We start from the raw sequence: 22,509 nt of genomic DNA on the forward strand, positions 1-22,509 counted from the left end.
CAGCCCGATTGCCTACAAACTAGCTTTTCTGACCTTCATTGAGCTTTTCAAGATGAAGGAGCAGGGCGCTGTGATCTTTCTCACCACCGCCTTCGTCCACGAAAGCTGCAAAGGCTTCGCGTACGGTCTCCGTCAATGGCAAGCTCAACGATAGGTCGCCCGCAGTCTTGAGGATCGAATTGAGATCTTTGAGCTGGATGCGCGATGTGCCGCCCGGCTCAAAATTTCGGTCAATCATCCGTTTGCCGTGCAGTTCGAGAATGCGGCTTTCACAGAAACCACCGCGGATGGCGTCGCGGAATGCTGCCCGCGACCCACCGCCTTTTTCAACCAGAACCATTGCTTCAGCGATTGCTCCGATAGTTACGGCGACAATCTGCTGATTGGCAAGTTTTGCGAGCTGACCGGCACCTGACGGGCCGACGCGGGTGAGGCGTCCCATTGGTTTGAACACATCGGCAAGGCCTGCGATGATCGCTTCATCTCCTCCGGCCATGATGGCAAGCGTGCCTTCCTGGGCACCCACTACGCCACCGGAGACCGGGGCATCGATGTGATTGATGTCAATTGCCTTTAGATGCTTGGTATGTTCGCGTGCGAAGTCTGGTGAAATTGAACTCATGTCAATGACTGCACTGCCTTTTTTCAAGGCTGCTGCGGCTCCTTGATCGAAAAGGACGTCGCGTACTGCCGGGCCATCGGTCAACATCGTGATGACTAAATCCGCTGTCTCTGCTGCCACGGCGGCAGACTGAGCAAGTTTGGCACCTTTTTCAGCAAGAGGGGCAGCCTTGGCGCTGTTCCGGTTCCAGACGGTTACATCAAAGCCTGCATCCAGAAGCCGCCTGGCCATTGGTGCGCCCATCAGGCCGGTTCCAAGAAAAGCGATCTTGCGTGTCAACGTTGGCCTCCCATTTCATCTTCGATGTGAACGCGAATGATCTCATCAAAGGATGTTTCTGCGGTGAAGCCAAGAGCCTGGGCGCGTTTTGCTTCAAAACCGGGAGCCCAGCCTGCAACCATACGCATGATCATTTCATCTGGCTCGTGGCGGATCAGACCTACCGCCTTTTCCCCCGCAACGCGACGTAATGCTTCAATCTGCTCGCCTACAGTCGCACTGAGACCCGGCATGGAAAGATTGCGACGTGCTCCAACTGCTTCCGTATCGATGGTGGCTCCATGGATTAGAAAGCCGACGGCTGAGCGCGGCGAAGCATGCCAATGCCGGACATCTTCAGGAACAGGCAAGATTGCTTCTTGCCCGGAGAGTGGCTCACGCAGGATATTGGAGAAAAAGCCGGATGCAGCCTTGTTCGGTTTGCCGGGGCGTATGCAGATAGTTGGCAGGCGAATGCCGATGCCGTCGAAGAAACCGCGCCGGGTGTAGTCTGACAACAGAAGTTCACTGATAGCCTTCTGCGTGCCGTAGCTCGTCAACGGGGTCGTGTGAAATTCATCAGGGATCGGGTAGGGGAGCGGAGCACCAAAAACGGCAATAGACGATGTGAAAACCACGCGAGGCTTATAGCCGTCAGCAATGTGTGCAAGCCTGATCGCATCGAACAGATGGCGGGTGCCATCCAGATTGATTCGATACCCCTTGTCGAAATCCAGTTCTGCTTCACCGGACACGATTGCCGCGAGGTGGAAGATGATGTCAGGGCGTCCTGACACGATCTTCAGAGCGGTTTCCATGGTAGATATATCTGCTGCCAGAGTATCGACCGATCCTGCAAAGCCTTTCGGAGGTTCCGCTGCAACGATATCGATAAGTGTCAGTTTTTCAACTGGAGTTTCCCCGAGATGGCCGTCGTTTGAAAGGCGCTGCGTTAGTTTGCGCCCGACCATGCCGGCAGCGCCGATGATTGCAATATGCATCTGGAAGGCTCCTCCTTGCCTCGCAGCCGACCCTACTCGAAAACGTGGCGTCGGCTACCATTACGACACTTCTCCAGTCTCCCACTAGATTTGTGTTGTAGGGTTGTCTGATAACCTTATATGTAGGCGTTGAAAACAGTTTTCTCCGTCTTGCCACAGGAATGAAACGGAAAAGCCTGCCGCATCTTAAAAACTGTCGTACATCCGCGACAGCGCATTGCATATCGGTAAAGCCAAGAGGATATCATGTACGGTTCGGGGGACATGACTGGAAACAAGCAGGCTGATCTCGTTGCTCTTTTGGGCGACGATCTGGTTATGACCGGGAAAAACGACATGCTTGGCTATTGTCGCGACTGGCCGGGAGATGTGGAGAATACGGCAGTTGCTGTGATCCGACCACGCTCGACAGCGGACGTTTCTGCTGCGGTTAAAGCCTGCGCCTCACTGGGATTGTCTATCATTCCGCAAGGCGGAAATACCGGTCTGGTGCAGGGAGGCGTGCCGGATGGGCGCGACAATCTCGTCATTCTAAGTCTTGAGCGAATGAATCACATTCGGAAGATTGATCCGGATGATTTTTCGGCGGTTGTGGATGCCGGTTGCATTCTCTCCGAACTGAAAGACAAACTGGCAGCCGAAGGGATGTTTTTTCCATTAGCACTTGGTGCACAGGGAAGCTGTCGCATCGGGGGAAATGTCAGCACCAATGCCGGAGGCATCAACGTGTTGCGTTATGGCATGACCCGTGAGCTGGTTCTGGGGCTGGAGGTTGTGCTGCCAGACGGTACGATATTCAATGGTCTTTCGACGCTGAGGAAAGACAATCGTGGGATTGATCTGAAACAGCTATTTATCGGGGCAGAAGGCATTTTGGGAGTGGTGACCGGTGTGGCAATCAAACTTATGCCCTTGCCGGACAAGGTGGAAACTGCCCTGCTGGGGCTCAATTCGCTGGATGACGCGATTGCCCTTTATCGGCGCGCGCGTGTGCAGTGCTGTGATTTGATGTCCGCTTTTGAATTCATGCCGCCAGTGGCTTTTACCTTGGCGCTAGAGGCGATGCCAGAACTTGCCATGCCACTTGGACAATACCCGGCCTATGTCTTGATGGAGGTCTCGGGTTCAGGCCTGGTCGACATACTATCCTTGATGGAACAGTTTCTCGCGGGCGCGATGGAAGATGGCCTCGTTCTTGACGGGACAATCGCGTCCTCTCGTGCGCAAGGTCAAAATCTCTGGACATTTCGTGAAGCTATGAACGAAGGACAGGCGCTGCGTGGCAAGCACCTGCGTACCGATATCTCGGTCCCTCTTTCAAAGCTGGCATCATTCGTCGGAGAAGCAGAAAGGGAACTGGCTAAGGTCCTTCCAGATTGTCTCGCCGTTTCTTATGGGCATGTCGGCGACGGCAATGTGCATCTCAATGTCATTCCAGAAAGCAATCTCGATGTTGCGGCGAAAGACAAGAAGATCAAACTTGCCAAGGAAACGATCAATGCTGTTCTGGATCGTTACGCAGGCAGCATCAGTGCAGAGCACGGCATTGGTCGCCTCAAAAGGGAAGATTTCGAGAAGTGCATTGACCCTGCACGACGAAAACTGCTTGAAGGTATCAAGCAAGTCATCGATCCGGACAATATCATGAATCCGGGCTGCCAGCTTTCTCTTGACTCTTCAAAAGGCTGACGACACACCACTTGCACGGGCAATCAGGGAGACTTCATCAATTTGTTTGGCGAAATCAGGCGTAATGAGCAGCTTCCGGGGCGTATTGCTTCGGAAATTACGCGGCAGATCAGTGAAGGTAGTCTTCTGCCGGGACAAAAGTTGCCGACAGAACATAATCTTGCACAAAGCTTCGGTGTCAGCCGGTCGGTTGTACGTGAAGCGATTGCCCAGTTGCGTAACGAGGGCCTGGTTGAAACCCGACAGGGTGTAGGTGCGTTTGTAACGGAACCCGACAGGCGACATGCTCTCCGCATAGAACCTGAAACACTTGCCAATCGTGACAGTTTCCGCAGCCTGTTCCAGTTGCGAATGGCGTTGGAGATAGAAGCGGCGGGGCTAGCTGCGGTGCATCATGATGAACATGATATGATGCAACTGAATGAAGCGCTCGCAGAGATGAGCGGTTCGAAAAAATGGACGGATACCGGTATTGCCGCTGATCTGACATTTCACCGTGCGCTCGCTTCCGCAACACATAACGAATATTTTCCGCTGGTTCTGGGTTTCATTGCCGAACGCATCAATCAGGCGATCAATGCGGCGCGTGCGCGGGCGGTACTAGAGCAGATTGTCGAGATTACAATCAATGAACACACCGCAATCAGGGATGCGATTCGTTCACGTGATCCGTTGCGAGCGCGCGAAGTGATGCGCCAACACATTGTGCAGGCGGCAAGCCGCGTCGGTCTCAAACTGGAAACTTTCTGATGGCTCCTTCTTTCGAACTATTCAGTCTGGAAGGGCGCATAGCCCTGATTACCGGCTCAAGCCAGGGCATCGGCTTTGCATTGGCTCAGGGGCTTGCAGAACATGGAGCAACGGTAATCATCAATGGCCGTGATCAAAACAAGTTGGATAAGGCCGTTACGCTACTGGAAAACGAGGGCTATACGGTCTTTGCGTCCGTTTTTGATGTGACGGTTGCTGAAGAAGTTCGTGCAGCTATTGATACGATTGAAGAGGAAATCGGTGCGCTCGATATTCTGGTCAATAATGCCGGGATGCAATATCGCGCGCCGCTTGAAGATTTTCCGATCGAGAAGTGGCAGCAGCTTCTGGAAACCAACATTTCCAGCGCATTTTATGCTGGGCAGGCAGCTGCGCGCCATATGATCCCACGAGGACACGGCAAGATAATCAACATTGCTTCGGTTCAAAGTGAACTGGCACGACCTTCAATTGCACCTTATACGGCAACAAAGGGAGCGATCCGTAACCTGACGCGCGGTATGGCCACCGATTGGGCCCGACATGGCTTGCAGATCAATGCAATTGCTCCCGGCTATTTCAAGACGTCGCTGAATCAGGCATTGGTTGATAACCCCGAATTTACGGCATGGCTGGAGAAAAGGACGCCGGCGGGCCGTTGGGGTGACGTGGAAGAGTTGGTCGGCGCTGCAGTATTCCTGAGCAGCGATGCCTCCTCTTTCGTCAATGGACAGGTTTTGCACGTCGATGGCGGCATGACCGCGAGTGTATGAGGAATTGATGCTGCGTATTATCGTTATGGGTGTTTCGGGTTCCGGAAAATCAACCGTAGGCGAGAAGATTGCCGATGAACTGGCGCTCCCGTTTCTTGAGGGCGACGCTCTTCATCCGAAGTCCAATGTCGATAAGATGTCAGCGGGCATCCCCTTGCAGGATGAGGATCGTTGGCCCTGGCTCGACAAAATCGGTGAACGTCTCGCTGCTTCGACCGACGGAATCGTTGTTTCCTGTTCCGCACTGAAGAAGAGCTATCGTGATCGTCTCCGCTCTGCTGCTGGTACACCGGTGCTGTTTGTTTTTCTGGATGGCAGTTTTGAAGTGTTGCACGAGCACATGGGGCATCGCACTGGGCATTTCATGCCGGTCACTATGCTGGAAAGCCAGATCGCTACACTCGAAAGCCCTGTTGGAGAGCCGCTGGTCTTCCGTGCAGATATCGCCGAGACCGTGGAAAAAATTGTTTCCGACAGTCTCGAATGGATACGCTCAGTTCAGTTCTAGGACTATTTCAGGGGCCAGAAGAACATCAGTGTTGGGACTGTTACAATCGCTATAATGATTGATAGCGGTAATCCCAGACGTGGATAATCGCTGAATTTATAACCACCTGGCCCCATGACCAGCGTATTGCATTGATGGCCGATTGGCGTGAGGAAGTCACACCCTGCGCCGATCGCAACCGCCATCAAAAAGGCCTCCGGCTTGAAACCAAGTCCGGAAGCAAAACTTGTGGCGATGGGAGCCATGACGAGCACCGTCGCAGCATTGTTAAGAAATGGTGTCACCATCATCGCAGCTACAAGAATGAGCGCCAACGCACCTGCTGGCGGTAACTGATGGCCGATTGTGGCGAGCCCTTCTGCGATGAGGTCCGTGCCGCCGGTTGTTCGCAGCGCATCCGAAACCGGGATGAGTGCCGCAAGCATCACCAGAATTGGACCGTCGATTTCGTCATAGACCTCGTTGAGAGGTATCACCTTGAACAGCAGCATGGCGACAGCGGCGGCAAAGAAAGCCACCGCCACTGGTACAAGGCTTAACGCGGTTGCCCCGATGGCAGCGATCAGAATGGCGAGCGGGATCAACCCGCGCCGAACGCTGCCAAGCATAAGCTTGCGACGAGCAAGCGGCAGCAATTCGAACTCCGGCAGGAAGGTGGACAGATTTGCTTGTCTGCCTTGCAGTACGACCACGTCACCGAAACGGAGGATGACCTCACTGAGCCGCTCAGTAATACGTTCGCCTGGCCGGCTGACCGCCAGGAGGTTCAGATCGTACCGCGCAAAAAGGGCAAGTCTCTGGGCAGTTAGGCCGATTAGGCGCGAGTTCTTGCCGATAACAGCTTCCACAACCTCGATGTCGGTGGAACCGCTTGTCTCGGACGGATTGCGGTTCTCGGACAGGGTAAGCTTTCCGGCACTTATGACAGCATCGAGCGCTTTTGGATCACCTTCAAGAAGGACAACATCGCCTTCGTTCAGGATCGTATCTGGAAGTGGCGTCAATCGTTGGTCGTTGCGTATGATGGAAGTCACCATCGCTTCACCTTCAGCTGCCTTGATGAGATCGGTCACGCGCTTGCCGGTCATCGTCGAAGTCTTGGTGATACGTGCTTCGGAAGCATAATTCTTGATCTTGATTGCCTCATCCAGCGATACGTTTTCGCGAGTGCGCTGGGGAACGAGCCAGTAGAAGAGTACCAGATAGACGAGTCCTACGACTGACAGTACAGCGCCGACAGGCGTAAAATCGAACATTGTGAAGGGCTCACCAACCATTTCGCCGCGAATGCGAGAAACAACGATGTTGGGCGAAGTGCCCACTTGGGTCATCAAACCACCGAGCAACGCGCCGAAGGCCATAGGCATGAGAAAGGTCGATGGAGAAACATTGGAACGACGTGCGAATTGGAAAGCAACCGGTATCATGATTGCCAGTGCGCCGACGTTTTTAACAAAAGCTGAGAGAACAGTGACGACTGCCACCAGCACGGCAAGTTGGAGTCGCACACTGTTCATTTCTGGCAGAAAACGCTGCACCGCCGCCTGCATAAGGCCGGAACGTGCGACACCCGCACTGACCACCAACGCACTGCCAACGATGATAACGATGTCGTCGCTGAAACCCGAAAATGCGTGATCGAAGGGTACAACCCCAACTGCTATTGCCAGGAGAAGTGCACAAAGTGCGACCACATCATAACGGAACTTGCCCCAGATAAACGCTCCCATCATGAGTATAATTACTGCGAAGGAGAGTATCTGCTGATGCGTCATCTATCGGGATTTCCTCACAGGCGGAAAAATATTCCATTTCTCTGTAACCGATAAATTCTAAAACAGAAATCGATTATTATAGCGGGTTGCGCTCCGTCGAAGGGCGCAACCCGTTTCATGTCAATCATTTACACGCTGGCCATCATTGTTGAAAACATGCACGTTTCCAGAGGAAGCACCAACTCTGACAGTCTCATCAATGTTATGTGCCGACCGCCCGGCAACGCGGAAGATAAGCGGCTTGCCATCTGGCAAAGCAGCGTGGATGTAGCTTTCTGCACCGACGAGTTCGACAGCTTCAATACGAATGGTTGCATTAAATCCGTCAGCATCCGGCTCGCTATCTTCCAGAATACGGATATCCTCTGGGCGAACGCCGATGGTGAAACTCCCGTCAGGTTTTTGCACCGCGCTGCCAGTCGCCCAACCGGTGCTTTCTGTGCTTTGCAGCAGGTTCATTGATGGGGAACCGATAAATGTCGCGACGAAGGTGGAGGCAGGTTTTTCGTAAAGCTCAATCGGCGTGCCAACCTGTTCGATATGGCCGGCATTCAGCACGACAAGACGATCAGCCATGGTCATGGCCTCCATCTGGTCGTGTGTCACGTAAACGCTGGTGGTGCCAAGCGAGCGCTGCAGGCGCTTTATCTCGACACGCATCTGCACGCGCAGTTTCGCGTCCAGATTGGACAATGGTTCATCAAAGAGGAAAGCTGCCGGTTCGCGCACAATGGCGCGCCCCATGGCGACACGCTGGCGCTGACCACCAGAAAGCTGGCGTGGTTTGCGCTCAAGAAAAGGTTCGATTTCCAGCGCTTTTGCAGCCTTGGCGATGCGGCGCTCGATTTCGTCCTTTGGTGTCTTGCGGTTCTTCAGACCATAGGCAAGGTTTTCCCGAACCGTCATATGCGGATAGAGCGCATAGTTCTGAAACACCATGGCAATATCGCGTTCTGCGGGTTCTACTTCGTTGACCACGCGATCGCCAATGGAGATTGTGCCGGATGTAATACCTTCGAGACCCGCTATCATGCGCAGGAGAGTGGATTTACCGCAGCCTGAAGGGCCTACCAGCACCACAAATTCACCGTCGTGAATCTCCAGCGATACGCCTTTGATGACTTCTACATTGCCGCCATAGCTCTTGCGGACGTTATCAAGAACGATTTTGCTCATTACTTTTCCGTTTCAACGAGACCTTTGACGAACCAGCGCTGCATCAACACCACAACGAGGATCGGTGGAATGATGGCCAGAATGGCTGTTACCATGACGTAGTTCCACGGTGTGGATGCGTCAGCCCAATCGACCATGCGGCGCAGGCCGATGATGATCGTGTTCATCTTGGCATCATTGGTAACGAGTAGTGGCCAGAGATACTGGGTCCATCCGTAAATGAAGAGAATGACGAAAAGCGCTGCAATATTCGTCTTCGAAAGGGGGAGCAGGATATCCCGCATGAAACGGAATGGTCCGGCATTATCGATACGTGCTGCTTCAACCAGTTCACCCGGAATGGTAAGGAAGAACTGACGGAACAGGAATGTCGCTGTCGCGGATGCCATCAATGGCAGCGTAAGCCCAGCATAGGTATCGATCATGCCGAGGTCCACGATCACCTTGTAGGTCGGCAGAATACGAACCTCCACAGGCAGCATCAACGTTATGAAGATCATCCAGAAGAAGAACATGCGCATCGGAAAGCGGAAAAACACAATCGCGAAAGCCGACATGAACGAAATGATGATCTTGCCGACGGCGATTGCCATTGCAACCACGAACGAGTTCCAGAGAAGTCGTTCAAGACTTACACCAACAACACGCTCCACACCGCCAAAGATGGCTTCGCCGTAGTTTTCGACGAAATGGTCGCCGGGCAACAGCGAGATTGGCGGGCGAATGATCTGCGTTGACGTCATCGTTGAAGCGACGAAGGTGTAGTAGATCGGAAAGGCAACAATAATGATGCCTAGGATCAGGATCAGATGGCCGATCAGGCTGGAGATTGGGCGTTTTTCTATCATTGTCGCCTCACTCACGAATAATGCACGCGCTTCTCAACGAAGCGGAACTGGAACGCTGTCAAGGCAATCACGATTGCCATCAAAATAACTGACTGTGCCGAGGAAGAACCCAGATTCAGATTGACGAAGCCATCGTTGTAAACCTTGTAGACCAGCGTTTCGGTGGCTTTGGCAGGCCCGCCGCCGGTCACGGCATGGATGATGCCGAACGTGTCGAAGAAGGCGTAAACCGTATTCACGACCAGCAAGAAGAAGGAGGTCGGTGCAAGAAGTGGAAATACGATAGACCAGAATCGCCGTGCGCCGCGCGCGCCATCAATGGCTGCTGCTTCGATCAACGATTTAGGAATTGCTTGTAAGCCTGCGACAAAGAACAGGAAATTATAGGAAATCTGCTTCCAGGCCGCGGCAACGACGACGAGGCCCATAGCCTGATTGCCGTCAAGCAGCGGATCCCATGCAATGCCATTACGGCGCAGAATATACGCAAAAGTACCCATCGCTGGGTTGAACATGAAGAGCCACAACATGCCGGCTACAGCAGGAGCTACGGCATAGGGCCAGATCAGGAGCGTACGATAAAATGTCTTTCCACGGATGACGCGATCTGCTGCCGTTGCAAGCAACAATGCTGCGCCCATGGCAAGCAGCGCGGTCAGAACATTAAAGACAATCGTTACTCTGAATGAATGTAGATAGTTCGGGTCGGCCAGAACGGTTGTGAAGTTCGCAAGGCCTACAAAAGTAGACTTCAGCCCGAATGCGTCTTCACGCATGAAAGACTGATAAATTGCCTGACTGGCTGGCCAGAAGAAAAACACCACAGTCAGAACGATCTGCGGGGCCAGCAGGAAGTAGGGCAAGATTTTATTTGGAAAGGTAACTTTCTGCACGGGGAGCTTCCTCGTGGGTGACAAGGCCGCCCACCACAAGGGCAGGCGGCGTTGTGTTTATGTGATCAATTATTGAGCTGCGGCAATCGCGTCGTTGGCGCGCTTGACAGCGTTTTCAAGTGCAGTTTTCGCATCCTGCTTGCCGCCGAGCATTGCTTCGAACTCTTCGTTCAGAATATCGCGCACCTGCGGCAAGTTGACGAGACGCACGCCCTTCGAATTTTCGGTCGGCGCCTTGCCCATCATCTGCAGGATAGGCGTTTCGCGGCCCGGATTCTTTTCATAGAAATCCGACTTCTTGGTTTCCTCGTACGCCGCCAGTGTTACAGGCAGATAGCCGGATTTTTCGTGCAGCTTGACCTGAATTTTGGTTTGCGAGAGGAAGTTGAAGAATTCTGCGACGCCCTTGTATTGTTCGTCGCTAAGGCCTGCGAAGACCCACAGAGATGCACCGCCAGGGATCGTATTCTGCGGGCCGTGACCTTCGTAGTAAGGCAGCTGGCCGATGCCGTAATTGATACCCGACTTAACAACATCGCCGAGGCCGCCGGAGGATTCGGTCAGCATTGCGCATTCACCAGAGGTGAAAAGCTGCTTGGCTTCCGATGTGCGGCCGCCGTAGCGGAACGTACCGTCTTTCGCGAGATCGGCAATCGACTGGAAGTGCTGAATGTAAAGCGGCGAGTTGATTTCGAGCTTCACATCGGTGCCGCCGAGACCGTTTTCATTCGTGCCATAAGGAACGTTGTTCCAAGCCGCGAAGTTTTCGGTCTGAATCCAGGTCAGCCATGTGGAAGTGAAACCGCACGGTGCCGCACCGCTGGATTTGATCTTCTTGGCAGCTTCGAAAACTTCAGGCCAGGTTTTCGGCGGATTGTTTTCGTCGAGGCCAGCCTTCTTGAAGGCATCCTTATTGTAATAGAGGATTGGTGACGAGGAGTTGTACGGAAAGGACAACATGGTTCCGTCTGGCTTCGAATAGTAAGCGACGATGCCAGGCAGATACTGCGACTTGTCGAACTTGAAGCCACCCTTTTCCAGAACTTCTGCAGCTGGAACCATTGCGCCTTCGGCTGCCATCATAACACCACTACCGGCGTCGAAGACCTGAAGGATCGCGGGGGGCTGCTTGGAACGGAACGCGGCAATGCCGGCATTCAGCGTTTCAGGATAAGTTCCCTTGTAGACAGGAACAATCTTGTATTCGCTCTGGCTTTCGTTGAACTCCTTCGAGAGTTCATTGACCATTTCGTTGTTGGCACCGGTCATGCCGTGCCACCATGCCAGCTCCGTCTGGGCAAATGCCTGAGAACTGATGGTGAGGGCGAGGGCGCTTGTCAGCGCCGAAGTCGTGATCAGACGGATAAGCATGTTTCCTCCTCGAGTGTGAGATTGCGTGAACATTTGAGTTCCTTGGTGATGGTCTCAAAGCCCCGACATCTGCAATATTTTCATTGCACCTATATGAATGCAATTTTTGCCAAAGGATCAACCTTCGATTCTTCCAATGGCAGAATAAATCCGAAAACGATAGCGTTCAAAACGAAAAAAACCGAAAGGAAAGTGATATTCGTGGGGAGAACATGCGTATAATTAATGGGTTGGGAACGCCACGTAATACCATTTCCGCATGATGACTGCTGGTTCGCCGTTCAACGGATTGACCAATGTGCAAGACTGAACTGATATATGCCTTTCGAATCTGACCGGCGTTTTATTAATTTTTGTCTTAAACCGGATCGGACATTGCCCAACTTGCTGACAGGTGAAGTTATGCCGAGTGACGATCGCAGGAAAAGTCGCGTTACGCTGCTGGATGTGGCACGCCATGCCAACGTATCGCGCGCGACGGCTTCCCTTGTCATCCGCAAAAGCCCGTTGGTGGGAACAGTAACGCGCGAAAAAGTAGAGAAAGCCCTTCAAGAGTTGGGCTATGTCTACAATATGGGGGCTGCTAGCCTCCGGGTAGAGAGATCGAATACGGTTGGCGTCATCGTACCCACCCTTGGCAACCCGTTTTACGGCGAATTGCTTTCAGGAATAGACAGTGTTGTGGGTGAAGCAGGGCTGGTCGTTCTTCTCGCCAATAGTCACGAGAACTTCACCAATCAGAGTACCCTTATGCAGCGTATGCGTGAGCATGGTGTTGATGGCGTGATCGTTTCGCCAACAGCGGAAACAGCACCGGAGTTCGTCGAGCAGCTTGCTGACTGGGGCTTGCCTATTGTGCAGGTGTTGCGTCATGTGACCGATCGTGTCGATTACGCAGGCGTTGATTACGCGGGTGGTATGCGGCAGGCGGTTAATCATCTGGCTACACTTGGGCACAGGACAATCGCATTCGCTGTGCACGGGCCGATTCATTCCGCTTACCGCGAACGTGTCGAAGGTTTTCGCGAGGCAATGCAACAACAAGGGCTCGATCCTGAGATGATTGTCCGCTTTCCGCAGACGATGCCGGATATCGCTAAAGCGGCTCCGCTTCTCTTTCAGGACGGCCGGGAGCCGACAGCTGCAATCTGCTTCAATGACGTGATTGCGCTAGGCCTTTCGGCAGGGCTTTATGATTGCGGGAGAATGGTTGGTGGGGATTTTTCGTTGATCGGCTTCGACGATGTAAGCGATGCTGAAGCGACCCGCCCCCGGTTGAGTTCCGTGTCAACCCGACCTGTTACAGTTGGTGAGAATGCCGCTGGATTGCTTCTTTCCCGTTTGGCAAACCCGGAAAAACAGGCGCAGCGGATCATCAGTGAAACATATTTGCGAGTTCGACAGTCCTGTGGACCGGTGAGAGCCTCTGTTATCTAATCCCAATTAATGATTGACGTATGAGGCAAAACGAATTTAGATCGATCTAAATTATTGATGCCGGGAGGAGAAATCGGCACAATTGCGTACCGGGAGGTTCAGCATTGTATAATTTCAACTTCGCGCCTGTTTTCGCGGCGATGGATAAGTTGCTTGTCGGCGCGTGGCAGACAATTGAATTGTCTTGCGCGGCGATGGTGCTCGGCCTGATTGTTTCGATAGTCTGCGCGCTTGGGAAGACGTCTGGACCAAAGCCAGTACGCTTAATCATTGATGCCTATATCGAAATTATCCGCAACACGCCGTTTCTGGTGCAGATTTTCTTCATCTTCTTTGGATTGCCTTCTGCTGGTTTGCGATTGTCGCCCAACAGTGCAGCGCTTCTTGCGCTGGTGGTGAACTTCGGCGCTTACGGTACCGAGATTATTCGTGCCGGCATTGAATCCATTCATAAAGGTCAGGTGGAAGCAGGAACCGCACTCGGTCTCTCAAAGCTGCAAGTGTTCCGTTATGTGATCATGAAACCAGCTTTGCGGACGGTTTATCCGTCACTCACCAGCCAATTTATCTATCTGATGCTGACTTCGAGTGTGGTCTCCGTAATTTCCGCAAACGAACTTGCCGCGGCGGGTAACGATCTACAGTCGGCGACCTTCGCGAGTTTTGAGGTCTATATTGTTATCACGCTCATGTATCTCGTCATGTCCATCGGTTTCTCGGCCATTTTCTCAGTGATCGAGAAGGTGGCTTTTAAATACCCGTTGAGCCGATAGGAGCGGGCCATGATCAGACCTTTCGGCTGGAACGAATTTCTCATTATCGTCTATGCAGCGCAGTGGACCATTGCTCTTTCGGCTATTGCCTTTGTCGGCGGTGGCATCGGAGGGCTGCTTGTCGCGCTGATGCGTGTTTCGGACGCTCGCGCCCCACGTTACATCGCACTCGGCTTTATCAGGCTGTTTCAGGGTACACCGCTTCTGATGCAGCTCTTCCTGGTGTTCTTCGGCCTTAATATTTTCGGTCTGGGTATCAACCCCTGGATTGCTGCGACGATTGCGCTGACATTGCATGCAAGCGCTTTTCTTGGGGAGATTTGGCGCGGCTGTATTGATGCAGTGCCGCCCGGCCAACGTGAAGCGGCGACGGCATTGGGGCTGCGCTACTACAATCGCATGCGCTATGTGATCCTGCCACAAGCCGCACGCATTTCGGTTGCGCCGACAGTGGGCTTTCTCGTGCAGCTCATCAAAGGCACTTCGCTTGCCGCGATCATCGGATTTACAGAACTGACGCGACAGGGACAGATCATCAACAATGCGACGTTCAGCCCGTTCATGGTGTTTGGCACGGTAGCGGCTGTCTATTTTGTCCTATGCTGGCCGCTATCGATTTTGGCACGCCGAATGGAAACGAGGTTTTCTCGCGCTACAGCTCGGTAATTGGGGGCTTTGGGAAGACGATCAGTATTTCCGACCGAATGTAAACCAACATGGTGTCAGGAAATGCGTTGAAAATAACGAAACGGTGCCGGTGAGGAGACTGGTACTTAATAGGGAAGGGATAAACATGACTATTACCAGACGTTTGGCAATGGCCCTGATTGGTGCGGGTACCCTTGCAACGGCGTTGGCACCGGCTGCATTCGCTCAGACCGTTGACGACATCAAGTCCGCTGGAAAAATCAAGATCGGTATGCTGGTCGACTTTCCGCCATTTGGCATCATGAACACCAGCAATGAACCGGACGGGTATGACGCCGATGTCGCGAAGTTGCTGGCGAAGGAGCTGGGCGTCGACGCACAGATCGTGCCAGTCACCGGTCCAAACCGTATTCCTTATCTGCAGAGCGGACAGGTGGACGTTCTGGTTGCCTCGCTGGGCATCACCGAGGAACGGGCAAAGAGCGTTGATTTCTCGCAGCCTTATGCTGGTATTTCGATTGGCGTATTCGGACCGAAGGACACCGTTGTTACAAAGCCGGAGGAGCTTTCTGGCAAATCGATCGGTGTCGCTCGTGCTTCAACACAGGACACGGCAGTAACCAAGGTAGCGCCGCAGGACGCCAACATCCGTCGTTTCGATGATGATGCGAGCGCAGTGCAAGCCCTGCTTTCGGGACAGGTTGAGTTGATAGGGCTCTCCAATGTCGTGGCTGCCGAAATCGAAAAAGCTGCTCCGGGCCGCTATGATCAGAAAATCCAGCTCAGCCAGCAAGTACAGGGTATCGCTGTTCGCAAGGGGGCGACGGAAATGCTCGAATTCGTCAACAAGTTCATCGAAAAGGCGAAGAGCGACGGCGAACTGAACAAGATTCATGAAAAGTGGCTAGGTGCGCCACTGCCGGATTTTGTCTCTCAGGCAAAGTAAGCTCTCGAATTCCGTCATGCCCGTCCATCCGACGGGCATGACGATCCAGTCCACGAAAGTGAGTTTCTCGACATGAATCAGATGGCTCAGGGAAAAGCGAACCGGTTGCCGCAGGATGCTTCAGATCCTGCAGTGCTCATGCAGGGAGTAAACAAGTGGTACGGCACTTATCATGCTCTCAGAGATATTGATCTGAATGTCGCTCGCGGTGAACGCATTGTTATTTGCGGTCCGTCTGGCTCGGGGAAGTCGACCCTCATCCGTTGTATCAATCAGCTGGAGACCATTCAGAAAGGCCGCATCATTGTAGACGGCCACGATCTGACGGCAGGTGGAAGGAATGTAGATATCGTCCGGCAGGAAACGGGCATGGTTTTCCAGCAGTTCAACTTGTTTCCGCATATGACGGTGCTTGAGAATTGCACTTTGGCTCCGATGAAAGTGCGTGGCGTTTCGAAAGTTGAAGCTGAGAAGACAGCGCGCAAATACCTCGAGCGTGTCCGCATTCCTGAACAGGCGGATAAGTATCCGGCCCAGCTATCGGGTGGCCAGCAACAGCGTGTGGCGATTGCCCGTGCGCTATGCATGAATCCCAAGATCATGCTTTTTGATGAGCCGACTTCTGCACTCGATCCTGAAATGGTCAAGGAAGTTCTGGACACCATGATCGATCTCGCCAAGGAAGGCATGACCATGCTCTGCGTTACCCATGAAATGGGTTTCGCGCGGCAGGTGGCAGATCGTGTCATCTTCATGGATCAAGGACAAATTCTTGAAATGGCGGAGCCGGAGGAATTTTTCGGCAATCCGAAGCATGAGCGCACGAAGGCATTTATCGGTCAGATTTCCTGAGCGTCTCTAGTAGTTTAGTAATGGAGTTTGAAGTGACGAACGAAGTTCTGCTTATCGAGCCGATGATGCCGTTGATCGAAGAGCGATTGGATGCATCTTACAAGATTCTTCGTCTATACAAGCCGGAAGACACGACGGCGATTGACGCGGCACTTGGCACCATTTGTGCTGTTGTTACCGGTGGCGGAACGGGGCTTTCCAATGGTTGGATGGAGCGTCTGCCATCGCTCGGCCTCATTGCCATCAACGGCGTTGGGACGGACAAGGTCGATCTTGCTTTTGCGCGGGATCGCAATGTACATGTCAGCACCACACCTGGCGTTTTGACCGATGATGTTGCCGACACAGGCATTGCTCTCATGCTGGCGGTTATGCGCCATGTTGTTCAGGGCGATCAATTCGTGCGGGAAGGCAAATGGGAGCGCCGTGAAGTATTTCCTCTTGGCGTTAGTCCCAAGGGGAAGCGGGTTGGCGTCCTGGGCCTTGGCCAGATCGGAAAGTCGTTTGCACGACGTGCAGAAGCATTCGGCATGGAAGTACACTATTGGAACCGCTCTCCTGTCGCGGGCACAAACTGGATTGCCCATGCAACGCCCGCGGAACTAGCGCAGCAGAGCGACGTACTCGCAGTGTGCGTCGCGGCTAATCCGTCGACGGCGAATATTGTGAACGCGGATGTGCTAACAGCACTTGGAAGCAAGGGTTATCTAATCAATGTGGCCCGGGGCAGTGTGGTTGACGAAGATGCGCTTCTGGCTGCTTTGAATAACGAAACTATAGCCGGTGCCGGTCTTGATGTTTTCGTCAACGAACCTACGATCAGGGAGGATTTTCTGTCCGCACCAAACACCGTGCTGATGCCGCATCAAGGCAGCGCAACGGTTGAAACACGTGTCGGAATGGGTGAGCTCGTACTCGCCAATCTTGCCGCATATTTTTCCGGCGATGTCCCACCCACCAAAGTAAACTGAGTTATTCCCATGATTGTCAGGCAGGCCTTTTTTGAAGGCGCTATTCATTCTGGGCGCGAGGATGCGTTCAAAGCTTATGTCGCGAATATTCTTATGCCGATGTGGCTTGAATTTCCGGGAATCAGGGAAGTCCGAGTTCTTTATGCTGTCGAACGCGATGAAGGTGCGCCAGCCTATCCGATGGTGCTGTGGACCCAGTATGACAGTAGGGAAGCTTTGGCCAAAGCGCTTGCTTCACCTGTGCGATATGAAAGCCGGGAGGCAACGAAGGGGCTTCTGGAAATGTTCGACGGTCATATCCACCATCATGTTTTCGATCTCACCCTACGAGGGTGAGATCGTTTCTATTTTTCCCTTAAGCACCCCAGGTACGCTCAAGCACATTGATCCAGTTTGCATGGGCCAGCTTTACGATGGAAGCATCGTCGTAGCCGTGTTTACGGAAGGCGTCTATGACGAGCTGGAGATCACCGACATCGCGAAGCGTGGAAGAAATCGTGGTGCCGTCAAAATCGGAACCCAGAGCCAGATGGTCGATCCCGATGCGGTTGACAATGTAATCAGCATGGCGAACGAGTTCACTCAGATCCGTATTCGGATCGCGTTTTCCATCTTCGCGCAGGAATGAAACGCCAAAGTTAAGCCCGACGAGACCGCCAGTATCGCGAATGGCATCCAGCTGCTTGTCGGTCAGGTTGCGGCTTTGCTGGCAAAGCGCGTGCGCATTTGAATGCGAAGCCACGAGCGGCGCATCGGAAATTGCCGCTATGTCCCAGAAGCCTTTCTCGTTCATGTGGGAAAGGTCGACCATGACTTTGAGTTCATTGCAGGCGCGAATGAGCGCTTTGCCATGATCGGTGAGGCCCGGGCCGATGTCAGGCGACGCCGGAAACCGGAACGGGATGCCATGGGCAAAAATATTCGGACGGCTCCAGACAGGCCCAAGCGTTCTGAGGCCTGCCTCATGCAATACATAAAGGGCATCAAGGTCTTCGCTAAAAGCCTCCACACCTTCGATATGATAGACAGAAGCAAAAATGCCGTTGGCAAAGGCATCACGAATATCGGCTGCAGTTTTGCAAATACGAACCTTGCCTTCTGACGCCCGTTCGATTTTCAGAAGTACTGCCGACATGGCGAGCGTTGCCTTCATCGCATCCGTCTGGCTCGGAGTCGCCAGATTGCCATTAGTGTCGAGTTCTCGTGAAGGCGAGGGCACATATACGGCGCACAAGCCGCCGCCGAGCCCACCCTTCTGCGCGCGTGGAAGGTCGATATGGCCGACATTTTCTCCTTCAAGAAAACGCTTTTCAGGCGAGGAAGCATGCGATGACCACAGGCGCAACAGCACGTCGTTGTGACCATCGAAAACGGGTATCTTCTGTTCTGTCGCCATGGGGAAGCCTTTTCAAAATCAAGTCTGGTATTTGAGAGGGGTGATGGACCCAAGCGAGAAGAATTGCAAATGCGATTTCGGTCACTTGATATGACGGCCCTGCATGAAGGGCTATTCTTTCTTGCAAAAGCTCTCCTTTAGTTTGCCCTCATGCAAACTCTGCATAGGGAATGCAAAATTCTGCATTGGCCCCTGCCTCCGCTGACGTGATAGCGGGAAGCTGGAAAAATATATCCAGAGATAGAACGCTGTCGATAAGCGCCCGATGTCAGGGAGCCATTCAGAAAGCGTTGCAAGAGGAGCTCTCAATGATTTCAAGACGCGGTTTTCTGGCAGGTGCGGCTGCCGTTCCTTTCCTGTCCTATGCGAGCATTTTGCCTGCCATTGGAGCCGGGCGTCAGGATATTCTGGTTGTGGCCCAGCAGCTCGACAATATGACCAGTCTTGATCCGCATGAGAGCTTCGAAGCTGTCGGCAGCGAAGTCTGCAACAACATGTACCAGCGTCTGGTACATCCAAGCCTTTCCAATCCGGACCAGGTGGAAGGCGGCGTTGCTGTTTCCTGGGAAGCCGACGCTGATGGGAAGGTCTTCATCTTCAAGATCGATCCGAATGCAAAATTTGCAAGCGGCGCGCAGATCACGGCTGAAGATGCTGCTTTCTCGCTGCAGCGTGCGATCAAGATGAACAAGGGCCCGGCTTTCATCATTGGCCAGTTCGGTTTCACGCCAGAGAATGCAGAAAAGAACATCGTAGCGACCGATCCGTCGACATTGTCTCTGACGGTCGAGCAGTCGACATCGCTGCCGTTCCTGCTGTATTGCCTGTCGGCAAGCGTTGCCAGCATCGTGGAAAAGAAAACCGTTCTGGAAAATGCATCCGGTGACGATCTCGGTAACGGCTGGCTTCAGAAGAACAGCGCCGGTTCGGGCGAATGGGTTCTCGTTTCCTGGAAGCCGAGCGAAAGCATCATCCTGAACGTTAATCCACATGGCGCATACAAGGGCAATGTGAAGCGCATCCTTCTGCGTCACGTCGCGGACCCGTCTTCGCAGCTCTTGATGCTTCAGAAGGGTGATGTCGATATTGCCCGCAATCTGACGTCCGAGCAGTTGCGGGTTCTTCAGGGCAATGGTGATTTCGAGCTCGTCGCCAAGGCAATCGCGGGCATTGGCCTGATGTCTCTCAATCAGAAGATTGAAAAGCTTACTAATCCAAAGCTCTGGCAGGCGATCAAGTGGGCGGTCGACTATCAGGGCATTCAGAAGAACATCGTTCCGCTGACGCACAAGGTGCACCAGACCATCATCCCGGAGGGTTTCCCCGGTGCGGTTAACGAAACGCCATTCCAGAAGGATTTGGAAAAGGCGAAAAGCCTGATGCAGGAAGCTGGTCTTGCCGATGGTTTTACCATCAAAATGGATCATTATTCTGCTCAGCCTTGGCCGGATATCGCACAGGCCATTCAGGCGAACCTCGCCGAAATTGGAATCAAGGTCGAACTTCTGGCCGCAGAGAACCGTCAGGTCCTCACCAAAATGCGTGCTCGCGAGCACGAAATTGCGCTGACCGCCTGGGGTTCTGACTACTTCGATCCGAACACTAATGCCGACGTTTTCTGTAACAATCCGGATAATTCGGATAATGCGGCTACCAAGCCTTTCGCCTGGCGCTCGTCCTATCAGAACGAGGAGTTCGCGAAGAAGTCGATTGCAGCCCGCGATGAACGCGATTCAGCAAAGCGCATCGAACTCTATGAGAATCTGCAGCGCGAATTCATGAACGATAGTCCGTTTATCGTGATGCTTCAGACCGTTACCACAGCTGCCTGCCGCAAGGATGTTACCGGAATGCGTCTCGGCGTCTTGTCCGATTCTCATTCCTATGCAGGGATCGCCAAGGCGTGAAGAAAAGCCTCAAGAACCTGACCGGTATCCTGAGCAGCGTGTTAATCACGCTGTTCGGGCTTATGGTCATTACCTTCATGATCGGCCGCGTCATGCCGGTCGATCCTGTTATTGCTGCGGTGGGCGACAATGCGCCAGAGGCTGTTATCCAGCGCGTCCGCGCGGAGATGGGGCTCGATCAGCCACTTGTAATCCAGTTCGTGCATTATGTCGGGCAGGTCCTGCACGGCGATTTCGGCAACTCTATTCTGACCCGTAATCCGGTGACACAGGATATCGCCCGTTATTTTCCCGCGACATTGGAACTGGCAACGGCTGCGCTTCTTGTTGCTGCTCTTATCGGTATTCCGCTGGGGGTGTGGGCTGCTGTCCGGCAGGGTTCCATCGTCGACCAGACGATCCGCGTGATCTGTCTTGCAGGGCACTCTGTTCCCGTTTTCATGCTGGCTCTGATATCGCTTCTCGTCTTCTATGCAACGCTCGATATAGCGCCCGGTCCGGGACGACAGGACATCATTTATGAGGGCATGATCCCGCACGTTACCGGCCTGCTCACGATCGATACTCTTATTGAGGGCGACTGGGACGCGTTCCGGGATGCCGTTTATCACATGGTTCAGCCGGTTCTGATCCTCGCCTACTTCAGCATGGCATATATCACGCGTATGACCCGCGCTTTCATGCTTGACGCGCTCAAGGGTGAGTTCGTGATTACGGCACGTGCGAAAGGCCTGTCGCTGACCTCGGTCATCTGGAAACATGCTTTCCCGACCGTTGCCGTGCAGCTCGTGACAGTTCTGGCTCTCACCTATGCAGGTCTGCTGGAGGGTGCTGTCGTGACCGAGACGGTCTTCAGCTGGCCGGGCTTGGGACAGTATCTGACCGTGTCGCTGATGAATGCCGATATGAATCCGGTGGTGGGCGCTACACTGCTCATCGGTATCATTTATGTCGGGCTCAACCTGCTCGCCGATATCCTCTACAAAGTTCTGGATCCGCGTGTCCGATGATTTTTGCCAATTTTCATAACTGGGCGCTAGATGACTCGCCTGCTTCTCGTTCTCAGGCTAACTGGGGCAGGCGCTACCGCATTTGGGTGAACCTTCGGGCCAATCCGCTCGCGATGATTGGTCTCTTTATCATTGTCGCTTTCATCGTTTTGTCGTTGGCCGCACCATTGCTGGCGCCATATGATCCGAGTGTTCAAGACCTAGGCAACCGTCTGTCTGCTCCCACTGCCGCGCATTGGTTCGGGACTGATGAGCTAGGCCGCGATATCCTATCGCGCATTCTTTACGGTGGCCGCGTAACCCTTGGAATGGTTATCGCTGTTGTCATTCTCGTTGCGCCGATCGGGCTCTTTATCGGTTGTATCGCCGGCTATTTCGGCGGGATTGTTGACACCGCGTTGATGCGCGTCACTGATGTCTTTCTTGCGTTTCCTCGGTTGATCCTGGCGCTGGCCTTCGTGGCTGCGCTGAAGCCAGGTGTTGAAAGTGCCGTGCTTGCAATCGCATTGACTGCGTGGCCACCCTATGCGCGTCTGGCGCGTGCGGAAACCATGACTTTGCGCAAGAGCGATTTCATTGCAGCCGCCAAGCTGACCGGTGCATCGCCATTCCGCATCATTTTGCGTCACATCATGCCGCTTTGTGTGCCGAGCGTCATTGTGCGCATTACGCTCGACATGAGCTCGATCATCATCACCGCCGCAAGCCTTGGCTTCCTCGGAATGGGTGCACAGCCGCCGTCGCCCGAATGGGGTGCGATGATTGCCACTGCCAAGCGCTTTATCTTTGAACAATGGTGGGTTGCCACCATCCCCGGCATCGCGATCTTCCTCGTATCGCTCGCCTTCAATTTCCTCGGCGACGGTCTGCGCGACGTGCTCGATCCGAAGCAGAATTGAGAGAAC

General features: G+C 53.5%; 22 protein-coding genes. 14 read left to right on the top strand and 8 right to left on the bottom strand.

What is annotated here, in order from left to right:
* Positions 1 to 19: 19 nt before the first annotated feature.
* Complete coding sequence (locus OHI65_RS08155) at positions 20 to 865, bottom strand: NAD(P)-dependent oxidoreductase (RefSeq protein ID WP_413541919.1); 846 nt, start codon at positions 863 to 865, stop codon at positions 20 to 22.
* A 32-nt stretch (positions 866 to 897) separates the two neighbouring features.
* A complete protein-coding gene (gene denD / locus OHI65_RS08160) occupies positions 898 to 1,881 on the bottom strand; it encodes a D-erythronate dehydrogenase (RefSeq protein ID WP_012093130.1) in 984 nt (327 codons plus the stop codon).
* 246 nt (positions 1,882 to 2,127) lie between these two features.
* Here denD and OHI65_RS08165 point away from each other — a divergent pair, with 246 nt between their 5' ends.
* Genes OHI65_RS08165 through OHI65_RS08180 form a run of 4 tightly spaced genes read left to right on the top strand, consistent with a single transcriptional unit; the run spans position 2,128 to position 5,601 of the window.
* On the top strand, positions 2,128 to 3,570 hold the full coding sequence (locus tag OHI65_RS08165) for an FAD-binding oxidoreductase (RefSeq protein ID WP_012093129.1): 1,443 nt from the start codon (positions 2,128 to 2,130) through the stop codon (positions 3,568 to 3,570).
* Between the two features lie 42 nt (positions 3,571 to 3,612).
* On the top strand, positions 3,613 to 4,320 hold the full coding sequence (locus tag OHI65_RS08170) for a FadR/GntR family transcriptional regulator (RefSeq protein WP_012093128.1): 708 nt from the start codon (positions 3,613 to 3,615) through the stop codon (positions 4,318 to 4,320).
* The gene (locus OHI65_RS08175; RefSeq protein WP_094515686.1) at positions 4,320 to 5,093 is read left to right on the top strand and encodes an SDR family oxidoreductase; all 774 of its coding nucleotides are present in this window, start codon (positions 4,320 to 4,322) and stop codon (positions 5,091 to 5,093) included. The genes OHI65_RS08170 and OHI65_RS08175 overlap by 1 nt, the downstream gene beginning before the upstream one ends.
* Positions 5,094 to 5,100: 7 nt before the next feature.
* A complete protein-coding gene (locus OHI65_RS08180) occupies positions 5,101 to 5,601 on the top strand; it encodes a gluconokinase (RefSeq protein ID WP_125302821.1) in 501 nt (166 codons plus the stop codon).
* A 2-nt stretch (positions 5,602 to 5,603) separates the two neighbouring features.
* On the opposite strand, the gene OHI65_RS08185 is transcribed toward OHI65_RS08180, so the two are convergent.
* The 5 genes from OHI65_RS08185 to ugpB form a co-directional block, all read right to left on the bottom strand.
* Entirely contained in the window at positions 5,604 to 7,376 is a 1,773-nt protein-coding gene (locus OHI65_RS08185) for an SLC13 family permease (protein ID WP_071632197.1), read from the bottom strand.
* A gap of 120 nt (positions 7,377 to 7,496) precedes the next feature.
* The gene (locus OHI65_RS08190; protein ID WP_125302823.1) at positions 7,497 to 8,552 is read right to left on the bottom strand and encodes a sn-glycerol-3-phosphate import ATP-binding protein UgpC; all 1,056 of its coding nucleotides are present in this window, start codon (positions 8,550 to 8,552) and stop codon (positions 7,497 to 7,499) included.
* Positions 8,552 to 9,400 carry a sn-glycerol-3-phosphate ABC transporter permease UgpE gene (gene ugpE / locus OHI65_RS08195; RefSeq protein ID WP_010658939.1) on the bottom strand — a complete coding sequence of 283 codons (849 nt, stop codon included), beginning with the start codon at positions 9,398 to 9,400 and terminating at the stop codon, positions 8,552 to 8,554. The genes OHI65_RS08190 and ugpE overlap by 1 nt, the downstream gene beginning before the upstream one ends.
* A gap of 11 nt (positions 9,401 to 9,411) precedes the next feature.
* A complete protein-coding gene (gene ugpA / locus OHI65_RS08200) occupies positions 9,412 to 10,293 on the bottom strand; it encodes a sn-glycerol-3-phosphate ABC transporter permease UgpA (RefSeq protein ID WP_010658938.1) in 882 nt (293 codons plus the stop codon).
* A 69-nt stretch (positions 10,294 to 10,362) separates the two neighbouring features.
* On the bottom strand, positions 10,363 to 11,664 hold the full coding sequence (ugpB, locus tag OHI65_RS08205) for a sn-glycerol-3-phosphate ABC transporter substrate-binding protein UgpB (RefSeq protein WP_029927219.1): 1,302 nt from the start codon (positions 11,662 to 11,664) through the stop codon (positions 10,363 to 10,365).
* Positions 11,665 to 12,066: 402 nt separating this feature from the next.
* Here ugpB and OHI65_RS08210 point away from each other — a divergent pair, with 402 nt between their 5' ends.
* The 7 genes from OHI65_RS08210 (at position 12,067) to OHI65_RS08240 (ending at position 17,627) form a co-directional block, all read left to right on the top strand.
* Positions 12,067 to 13,101: a LacI family DNA-binding transcriptional regulator gene (locus OHI65_RS08210; protein ID WP_012093122.1), complete on the top strand. Its 1,035-nt coding sequence runs from the start codon at positions 12,067 to 12,069 to the stop codon at positions 13,099 to 13,101.
* Between the two features lie 104 nt (positions 13,102 to 13,205).
* Complete coding sequence (locus OHI65_RS08215) at positions 13,206 to 13,874, top strand: amino acid ABC transporter permease (RefSeq protein WP_010658935.1); 669 nt, start codon at positions 13,206 to 13,208, stop codon at positions 13,872 to 13,874.
* A gap of 9 nt (positions 13,875 to 13,883) precedes the next feature.
* Entirely contained in the window at positions 13,884 to 14,540 is a 657-nt protein-coding gene (locus OHI65_RS08220; RefSeq protein ID WP_010658934.1) for an amino acid ABC transporter permease, read from the top strand.
* 127 nt (positions 14,541 to 14,667) lie between these two features.
* A complete protein-coding gene (locus tag OHI65_RS08225) occupies positions 14,668 to 15,468 on the top strand; it encodes a transporter substrate-binding domain-containing protein (RefSeq protein WP_125302826.1) in 801 nt (266 codons plus the stop codon).
* 72 nt (positions 15,469 to 15,540) lie between these two features.
* Positions 15,541 to 16,320, top strand: a complete 780-nt coding sequence (locus OHI65_RS08230; protein WP_125302829.1) for an amino acid ABC transporter ATP-binding protein — start codon at positions 15,541 to 15,543, stop codon at positions 16,318 to 16,320.
* Between the two features lie 20 nt (positions 16,321 to 16,340).
* Complete coding sequence (locus OHI65_RS08235; protein WP_125302832.1) at positions 16,341 to 17,291, top strand: 2-hydroxyacid dehydrogenase; 951 nt, start codon at positions 16,341 to 16,343, stop codon at positions 17,289 to 17,291.
* 9 nt (positions 17,292 to 17,300) lie between these two features.
* Positions 17,301 to 17,627 (top strand): hypothetical protein, encoded by a 327-nt coding sequence (locus OHI65_RS08240; RefSeq protein ID WP_012093118.1) that lies wholly within the window; start codon positions 17,301 to 17,303, stop codon positions 17,625 to 17,627.
* A gap of 19 nt (positions 17,628 to 17,646) precedes the next feature.
* Here the strand turns inward: OHI65_RS08240 and OHI65_RS08245 are convergent, their stop codons facing one another.
* Positions 17,647 to 18,687 carry a dipeptidase gene (locus OHI65_RS08245; RefSeq protein ID WP_012093116.1) on the bottom strand — a complete coding sequence of 347 codons (1,041 nt, stop codon included), beginning with the start codon at positions 18,685 to 18,687 and terminating at the stop codon, positions 17,647 to 17,649.
* A gap of 308 nt (positions 18,688 to 18,995) precedes the next feature.
* Between OHI65_RS08245 and OHI65_RS08250 the strand changes: the two genes are divergently transcribed.
* From OHI65_RS08250 to nikC, 3 genes are all read left to right on the top strand, one after another.
* A complete protein-coding gene (locus tag OHI65_RS08250) occupies positions 18,996 to 20,594 on the top strand; it encodes an ABC transporter substrate-binding protein (RefSeq protein WP_125302838.1) in 1,599 nt (532 codons plus the stop codon).
* A 62-nt stretch (positions 20,595 to 20,656) separates the two neighbouring features.
* Positions 20,657 to 21,604: an ABC transporter permease gene (locus tag OHI65_RS08255; protein ID WP_413541920.1), complete on the top strand. Its 948-nt coding sequence runs from the start codon at positions 20,657 to 20,659 to the stop codon at positions 21,602 to 21,604.
* On the top strand, positions 21,601 to 22,503 hold the full coding sequence (gene nikC, locus OHI65_RS08260) for a nickel transporter permease (protein ID WP_012093113.1): 903 nt from the start codon (positions 21,601 to 21,603) through the stop codon (positions 22,501 to 22,503). The genes OHI65_RS08255 and nikC overlap by 4 nt, the downstream gene beginning before the upstream one ends.
* Positions 22,504 to 22,509: the final 6 nt, after the last annotated feature.

The sequence above is a fragment of the Brucella sp. MAB-22 genome, assembly GCF_025908475.1.
In the GTDB taxonomy this organism is placed as follows: Bacteria; Pseudomonadota; Alphaproteobacteria; order Rhizobiales; family Rhizobiaceae; genus Brucella; species Brucella anthropi.

What these genes read in the sequence shown, in the direction of transcription:
- OHI65_RS08165 (WP_012093129.1), top strand. Translation starts at nt 2,128, where the DNA reads ATGTACGGTTCGGGGGACATGACTGGAAACAAGCAGGCTGATCTCGTT.
- OHI65_RS08210 (WP_012093122.1), top strand. Translation starts at nt 12,067, where the DNA reads ATGCCGAGTGACGATCGCAGGAAAAGTCGCGTTACGCTGCTGGATGTG.
- OHI65_RS08250 (WP_125302838.1), top strand. Translation starts at nt 18,996, where the DNA reads ATGATTTCAAGACGCGGTTTTCTGGCAGGTGCGGCTGCCGTTCCTTTC.
- OHI65_RS08180 (WP_125302821.1), top strand. Translation starts at nt 5,101, where the DNA reads ATGCTGCGTATTATCGTTATGGGTGTTTCGGGTTCCGGAAAATCAACC.
- OHI65_RS08185 (WP_071632197.1), bottom strand. Translation starts at nt 7,376, where the DNA reads ATGACGCATCAGCAGATACTCTCCTTCGCAGTAATTATACTCATGATG.
- OHI65_RS08240 (WP_012093118.1), top strand. Translation starts at nt 17,301, where the DNA reads ATGATTGTCAGGCAGGCCTTTTTTGAAGGCGCTATTCATTCTGGGCGC.
- OHI65_RS08220 (WP_010658934.1), top strand. Translation starts at nt 13,884, where the DNA reads ATGATCAGACCTTTCGGCTGGAACGAATTTCTCATTATCGTCTATGCA.
- ugpE (WP_010658939.1), bottom strand. Translation starts at nt 9,400, where the DNA reads ATGATAGAAAAACGCCCAATCTCCAGCCTGATCGGCCATCTGATCCTG.
- OHI65_RS08245 (WP_012093116.1), bottom strand. Translation starts at nt 18,687, where the DNA reads ATGGCGACAGAACAGAAGATACCCGTTTTCGATGGTCACAACGACGTG.
- OHI65_RS08235 (WP_125302832.1), top strand. Translation starts at nt 16,341, where the DNA reads ATGGAGTTTGAAGTGACGAACGAAGTTCTGCTTATCGAGCCGATGATG.
- OHI65_RS08175 (WP_094515686.1), top strand. Translation starts at nt 4,320, where the DNA reads ATGGCTCCTTCTTTCGAACTATTCAGTCTGGAAGGGCGCATAGCCCTG.
- OHI65_RS08230 (WP_125302829.1), top strand. Translation starts at nt 15,541, where the DNA reads ATGAATCAGATGGCTCAGGGAAAAGCGAACCGGTTGCCGCAGGATGCT.
- OHI65_RS08190 (WP_125302823.1), bottom strand. Translation starts at nt 8,552, where the DNA reads ATGAGCAAAATCGTTCTTGATAACGTCCGCAAGAGCTATGGCGGCAAT.
- ugpB (WP_029927219.1), bottom strand. Translation starts at nt 11,664, where the DNA reads ATGCTTATCCGTCTGATCACGACTTCGGCGCTGACAAGCGCCCTCGCC.
- denD (WP_012093130.1), bottom strand. Translation starts at nt 1,881, where the DNA reads ATGCATATTGCAATCATCGGCGCTGCCGGCATGGTCGGGCGCAAACTA.
- OHI65_RS08155 (WP_413541919.1), bottom strand. Translation starts at nt 865, where the DNA reads ATGGGCGCACCAATGGCCAGGCGGCTTCTGGATGCAGGCTTTGATGTA.
- nikC (WP_012093113.1), top strand. Translation starts at nt 21,601, where the DNA reads ATGATTTTTGCCAATTTTCATAACTGGGCGCTAGATGACTCGCCTGCT.
- OHI65_RS08225 (WP_125302826.1), top strand. Translation starts at nt 14,668, where the DNA reads ATGACTATTACCAGACGTTTGGCAATGGCCCTGATTGGTGCGGGTACC.
- OHI65_RS08255 (WP_413541920.1), top strand. Translation starts at nt 20,657, where the DNA reads ATGGTCATTACCTTCATGATCGGCCGCGTCATGCCGGTCGATCCTGTT.